Raw genomic sequence first — 6135 nt, 5'->3', positions numbered from 1 at the left:
GCCGGTACCTCAGCCATCCTGCTCGGCCATCGGTCCGCTGTGGTCTCGGTCGGCGTTGGGTGATCTGGTTGCGGCGTCGGTCCGCGCGGGCGCATCCGGGTCCGCGCGGGCGCATCCGGCTCAGCCGCAGTCCTGTCCCTGGAGCCAAGCCGGCTCCGTACCGCCCTGAATCGCCGGCTCCCGGCGGCGAGAGTCGCGGCCCGCGACGCTCCCTGAGCCATCCGGCTCCGCCGCTGTCCGCGTTGGGCCGTCCCCGCGGCCAACCTCAAAACCATCCGGTTCAGTCACCAGCCCAAGAACCATCCGCTCTCCCCACCAACCCATCGCCCCATCAACCCATCGCGCCCACCGACTTAACCCGCCTGTCCACGAACCCCACCAGCCATCAACGCATCCACCCGCAACCCACCATCCACAGGCTAGATATTTAATCATATATCTTGACTTTGGATTAAAAAGCTGTTTGAGTGAGTTGTCGAAAGACCGGAAGGCCGCCCGTCCGTTCAGTGACGCCGAAGCGACTTCCACGAGGAGAGGACCGTCCCCAGTGGACTTCGAAATCCCTGCGGAATATCGCAGCCTCGTCGAGGTCGTGCACGACTTCCGCCGTCGTGAGCTCGATCCGCTCGAGGGCGAGTTCCTGGTCCGTGGCCACTTGACCCCGGCCATGCGCGAACGGCTCGACGAGGCGGCCCGCAAGGCTGGGCTCTGGGCGCTGGAGGTCCCCGTCGAATACGGCGGCCAGGGCGTCGGCCTGCTCGGGATTTGCCTTGTGGCCGAGGAAATGTTCAAGCATCCGTCGATGTATCTCTTCGGCGGCAACCCGGAACCGGTCCTGTTCGAGGGTACCGACGAGCAAAAAGAACGGTACCTCCTGCCGGTCATCGCCGGGGAGCGCCGCCAATGTTATGCGTTCACCGAAGCCGACACCGGCTCCGATCTGGCCCGGATGCGGACCAGGGCGATGCGCGACGGTGATGACTGGATCATCAACGGCGCCAAGATCTTCATTTCCCGCGCCGACGAAGCCGATTTCGTCATTTTGTACGCCGATGCGCAGGATTCGGACGGTAGCACCGGCACGACCTGTTTCCTCGTCGACAAAGGCACCGAGGGTTTCCAGGTTTCCCGTGCCATCCCGACGATGGGCGACGCGTGGGAACCGTACGAGCTGGTCTTCACCGGCTGCCGGGTACCGGACTCCGCACGGATCGGCGCGGTCGGCGCGGGCTGGTCGCTCGGCGGTGACCAGCTCACCCACGGCCGGATCAAGATCGCCTCCTATCAGCTCGGCATCGCGCGCCGCTGCATCGATCTCGCCGTCGACTGGGCCAAACGCCGCACCACGTGGGGCAAACCGATCGCGACCCGGCAGGCGATCCAGTGGATGCTGGCCGACTCCCAGGTCGAGCTCGAAGCGGCCCGCTGGCTGGTCTACAAGGCCGCCTGGACCGCCGACCTCGGCAAGAACGCAGCCCAGGAAGCCTTCCAGGCCAAGCTGTATGCCACCGAGATGGCACAACGAGTCACCGACCGGTGCCTGCAGATCTTCGGCGGTCTCGGCTACACGAAGGAACTGCCGGTCCAGAGTTTCTACCGGCAGGTGCGGTTGTGGCGGATCGGGCACGGCACCTCGGAAATCATGCGCTGGATGATCGCGCGCAACCTGCTCGGCTCGGCCGCGCGCGACTAGGGAGGAGAACGGGTGGTCGACGTCGTGGGGAGCCGCACGCTCAACGATCTGCTCGACGAACGGGAAGCGTCGGACGGGCAGCGGACGGCGTGCACCATCGAAGCGTTGTCGGGTGAACGCGTGGAGCTGACCTACGCCGAGCTCGCGAGCACGACCCGCCGCCTGGCCGGTGGTTTCTCGCGCGCGGGTATCGGCAAGGGTGACGCGGTGCTCGTGCACCTGCCCAACTGCGTGGAGCTCGTGCTGTCGTGGTTCGCGCTCGCCCGATGCGGTGCGGTGATGGTCCCCTCCAACCCGTTGCTGACGGTCCGGGAAATCGCTTACGCCGCAACGAAAGCGGAGGTCGTCGCCGCCGTCACGCGGCCGGATCACCAGGCTGCGATACGGCAAGCCGTGCCCGGCCTCGCCGACGACAAAGTGTTCGTCACCGGGACGACGTTCCCCGCTCTGCTGGAGGGTGACGAGTTCTCCGGCGCATCCGTCCAGGACACCGATGTGGTCGAGATGATCTTCACATCGGGCACCACGGCCGCGCCGAAAGGCGTGCTCCTGACCCATGCCAACTGCCTGCGCTCCGGCGAGCAGGTGGCCAAAAGCCTGTATCTCACCCCGGATGACTGCTGCCTGTCCGCGTTGCCCGCGTTCCACGTCAACGCGCAGTCCTCGACGATCCTGCCGGCCCTTTCGGTGGGCGCGCGGTTCGTGTTGCTGGAGTCCTATCGCGCCAGTCAGTACCTGCACAAGCTGGCCGAGCACGCGGCGACAGTGACGAGCCTGGTCGGCACCCAGGTGCGGACGTTGTTACGCCAGCCCGTTTCCCCGGCCGACCGGGCGCACCACGTCCGGCATGTGTTCTATGCGATCAACGTGCTCGACGCGGAATATCGCGAATTCGAGCGGCGATTCGGGATGAAGCTGCTCAACGGCTACGGCCTGAGCGAGGCGATGACCGCCGTCACGATCGCGCCGATCTTCGGTAACGACGGCTGGCCGTCGGTCGGACTGCCGCTCATCGATCGTGAAGTCCGGATCGTCGGCGCGGACGGCAACGAAGCAAGTACCGGCGAAATCGGCGAGATCACCGTGAGAGGCGTTCCCGGCCGCTCGATCATGAAGGGCTATTTCAAAGACGAAGCGGCGACAAGAGCCGCTTTGCGGGACGGCTGGTTGTACACCGGGGATTCCGGCTACGTCGACGAAAAGGGCTATGTCTACTTCGTCGATCGCAAGAAGGACATGATCAAACGGTCGGGAGAAAATGTGTCGGCCAGTGAGATCGAGGCTGTTCTGCTGGAACACCCAGGAGTGGCCGAGGCGGCGGTGATCGGCGTCCCGGACGAGGTGCGGGACGAGGCGATCGTCGCCTATGTCGTCGCCCGTGACGGGGAAGTGCTCACCGCCGGGGAAATACTGGAATTCTGTTCTTCGCGGCTCGCGTCCTTCAAACTGCCCAGCCGGGTGGAACTTCCCGCCAGCCTGCCGAAAACCTCGATCGGAAAGATCGAGAAGAAGGCGTTGCGGGCGGAAGCCGGGCAACGACTGGAATCGGCCGGCCGATGACCGATTCCCTTTCCACGGCACAGGAAACCATCGCCGGCCAGATCGGCCACCCGGTCGAGCTGGCGCTCGGCCCGGTGGATGCCGTGTCGGCACAGCGTTTCGCAATGGCGAGCGCCGACGACAACCCGCTCTACTTCTCCGCCGAAGCGGCGTCAGCGGCAGGCTATTCCGGTATTCCCGTGCCACCGTTGTATCTGAGTTCGATGCGGGAATGGGGTCCTGGCACCCCGGGCGATCGGTTACAGGCCGATGGCACAACGACTTCCGACGTCGGGCGCCCGGACGAGCCGGGGCTGCGGGTGCTCGGTGGCGGCCAGCGGCTGGAGTTCAAGGCCGACGTCCTCGTCGACATGCCGCTGTCGGCCACGTTCGAAGTGCTCGACGTGCGGCGCCGTGATGGGCGCAGCGGGGAGATGCTCGTCGTCGAGGTGTCACGCGAATACCGTACGGCGGCGGGGGAAATCGCAGTCGTCTGCCACGAATCACGGATCGTCCGATGACCGCGCCGAGCTACGATCTGCGGCGGCGGCCCACCGAAATCGACCTGTTCCGGTTCAGCGCGGTCACCTGGAACGCCCACCGTATCCACTACGACCAGCCGCACGCTCAGGCGGAAGGCCTGCCCGGCGTTGTCGTGCAAGCACATCTGCACGGTGCCTACTTCGGGCAGGCAGTGCTGGCGTGGGCCGGTCCCGGCGCACGGCTGCGTGAGCTGACGTGGCGCAACACCGCCCCCGTGGTGGCGGGCGAATCCCTGGTGATCCGGCTGAACCTGCTCGGCATCCGCGAAAGCGACGGTGTCCGGCTCGCCCGGGTCGAGTTGCGGGAGCTCGACTCGCGCGGGACGTGTTGCGTCACCGGGACGGCCGAGGTCCAACTCCCGGAAGGAGCGCACCCGTGACTCATCCCGTTCTCACCGAGCCCGCCGCGGCGGCCGATCCGGTCGCGAAGGATCGCGACGCGCTGCTGGCGCTGTTCACCACGATGACCCGGATCCGGGAGTTCGAACTGTGTGGCGCCCGGCAGCTGGCCACTGGCAAGCTTTCCGGCACCCTGCACCTGTCGTCCGGCCAGGAGGCCGTGGCCGCGGGGGTGTGCCATCTGCTGGCCGGGACCGATCATGTGACGTCGACCCACCGCGGGCACGGTCACTGCCTCGCGAAGGGCGCGGCCCCGGACCGGATGATGGCGGAGCTGTTCGGCGCCGGAAACGGTTACTGCAAAGGCAGATCCGGTTCCATGCACATCGCCGATCCGGCCACCGGGCTCCTCGGCGCGAACGGGATCGTGGGCGGCGGGATCCCGATGGCGGTCGGCGCCGCGCTGTCGGCACAGGTGCGCGGGACCACGCAGGTCTCGGTCACGTTCTTCGGTGAGGGCGCGACGGGTGAAGGCAGCCTGCACGAATCGCTCAACCTGGCGGCATTGTGGCGCCTGCCGGTCGTGTTCGTATGCGAGAACAACGGTTACGCCGAGCTGAGCCCGGTCGCGGATGTGCTGGCCGCCGACAGCGTCGCGAAACTGGCCGCTCCCTTCGGTATTCCGGCGCGAACAGTCGACGGCAACGACGTGGTCGAGGTCGTCGGCGCGGCTCGCGAGGCCGTCGAACGGGCACGGGCGGGGCACGGGCCCAGCTTGCTCGAATATGTGACGTACCGGCACGACGGGCACTACGTCGGTGACGCGCAGAGCTACCGGACGAAGGAAGAACGCGCCGCATGGGCGGAGCGCGATCCGCTGCTTCGCGCGGCGGAACGGTTGCGAGCGCTGGGTTTTGACGACGAAACGCTCGACGCGGTGCGCGCCGATGCGACGGCGGAGATGAACGCGGCGGCCGAGTGGGCGGCGGCTCAGGTGCCGGCCCCCGCCTCGAGCCTCACCACCGATGTGTACGGCGGTTTGTCATGACGGTCCGGAAGTATTGGCAGGCTGTCAATGACGCGCTGCGCGAGGAGCTCGCCAGGGATGAGCGCGTCGTCATCTTCGGTGAGGACGTCGCGAAACCCGGCGGCCCGTTCGGCGCGACCCGTGGCCTGCGGGAGGAATTCGGCGCTTCCCGGGTGCGGGACACGCCGATCAGCGAGGCCGGGATCGTGGGCGCGGCCGTCGGTGCGGCGATGACCGGGCTGCGCCCGATCGCGGAGATAATGTATTTCGACTTCATCACCCTGGCCATGGACCAGCTGGTGAATCAGGCGGCCAAGGTCCGCTACATGTCCGGCGGCGCGTTGTCGGTGCCCATGGTGGTGCGGGTGTTCTGCGGCGCCGGACGCGGTTCGGGGCCACAGCACAGCCAGAGCGTGGAAAGCTGGCTGGGGCATGTGCCCGGGTTGCGGGTCGTGGCGCCCGGTGACCCGGCGGAGGCCAAGGCGTTGCTCAAGGGCGCGATCCGATCGCCGGACCCGGTGATCGTGCTCGACAGTTCCCGCTTGTGGACGAAACGCGGTGAGGTGCCCGACGGCGATGTCGTCGCCCCGATCGGCGAAGCCCGCATCGTGCGGCCAGGCAATGATGTGACCATCGTCGCCTGGAGCTGGGCCCTCAGCCGTAGCCTCGAAGCCGCCGAAAAGCTTGCGGCGCAAGGAATTTCGGCCGAGGTGGTCGACCCGCGTTCGCTGAACCCATTGGACGAGAAGTCCATTATGGACTCGTTGCGGCGCACCGGCCGGCTGCTGATCGTCCACGACGCGGTGAGCACTTACGGCCCTGGTGCGGAGATCGCCGCGCTGGCCGCCGGTCCCGGGTTCGGCGCACTGCGCGCGCCGGTCGTCCGGCTCACGCCGCCGTTCGCCCCGGCGCCGTTCCCGAGTCACCTGGAGCAGGCGTACTACCCGCAGCCCGCCGATATCGAAACAGCGGCCCTATCACTGGTGCGAGGTTGA

Annotated in this window: 6 protein-coding genes; all 6 read left to right on the top strand. The window is 67.1% G+C overall.

What is annotated here, in order from left to right:
- Positions 1-547: 547 nt before the first annotated feature.
- From GKO32_RS24230 to GKO32_RS24205, 6 genes are read left to right on the top strand one after another with little or no spacing between them, the layout of a single operon-like run.
- Positions 548-1693, top strand: a complete 1146-nt coding sequence (locus tag GKO32_RS24230) for an acyl-CoA dehydrogenase family protein (protein ID WP_312868457.1) — start codon at positions 548-550, stop codon at positions 1691-1693.
- 12 nt (positions 1694-1705) lie between these two features.
- The gene (locus GKO32_RS24225; RefSeq protein WP_312868456.1) at positions 1706-3253 is read left to right on the top strand and encodes an AMP-binding protein; all 1548 of its coding nucleotides are present in this window, start codon (positions 1706-1708) and stop codon (positions 3251-3253) included.
- On the top strand, positions 3250-3753 hold the full coding sequence (locus GKO32_RS24220) for an FAS1-like dehydratase domain-containing protein (RefSeq protein ID WP_154759193.1): 504 nt from the start codon (positions 3250-3252) through the stop codon (positions 3751-3753). The genes GKO32_RS24225 and GKO32_RS24220 overlap by 4 nt, the downstream gene beginning before the upstream one ends.
- Positions 3750-4154: a MaoC/PaaZ C-terminal domain-containing protein gene (locus GKO32_RS24215; protein ID WP_154759192.1), complete on the top strand. Its 405-nt coding sequence runs from the start codon at positions 3750-3752 to the stop codon at positions 4152-4154. Before GKO32_RS24220 ends, GKO32_RS24215 begins: the two co-directional genes overlap by 4 nt.
- Positions 4151-5161 carry a thiamine pyrophosphate-dependent dehydrogenase E1 component subunit alpha gene (locus GKO32_RS24210; protein WP_312868455.1) on the top strand — a complete coding sequence of 337 codons (1011 nt, stop codon included), beginning with the start codon at positions 4151-4153 and terminating at the stop codon, positions 5159-5161. Before GKO32_RS24215 ends, GKO32_RS24210 begins: the two co-directional genes overlap by 4 nt.
- Positions 5158-6135 carry an alpha-ketoacid dehydrogenase subunit beta gene (locus GKO32_RS24205; RefSeq protein ID WP_154759191.1) on the top strand — a complete coding sequence of 326 codons (978 nt, stop codon included), beginning with the start codon at positions 5158-5160 and terminating at the stop codon, positions 6133-6135. The genes GKO32_RS24210 and GKO32_RS24205 overlap by 4 nt, the downstream gene beginning before the upstream one ends.

Source organism: Amycolatopsis pithecellobii (assembly GCF_009707865.1).
GTDB classification, from domain to species: Bacteria; Actinomycetota; Actinomycetes; order Mycobacteriales; family Pseudonocardiaceae; genus Amycolatopsis_E; species Amycolatopsis_E pithecellobii.
The sequence above is the reverse complement of the archived record's forward strand: the minus strand, read 5'-3'. Positions and strand labels throughout refer to the sequence as shown.

Excerpts from the sequence above, each read along its gene's own strand:
- GKO32_RS24220 (WP_154759193.1), top strand. The coding sequence starts at position 3,250 with ATGACCGATTCCCTTTCCACGGCACAGGAAACCATCGCCGGCCAGATC.
- GKO32_RS24215 (WP_154759192.1), top strand. The coding sequence starts at position 3,750 with ATGACCGCGCCGAGCTACGATCTGCGGCGGCGGCCCACCGAAATCGAC.
- GKO32_RS24205 (WP_154759191.1), top strand. The coding sequence starts at position 5,158 with ATGACGGTCCGGAAGTATTGGCAGGCTGTCAATGACGCGCTGCGCGAG.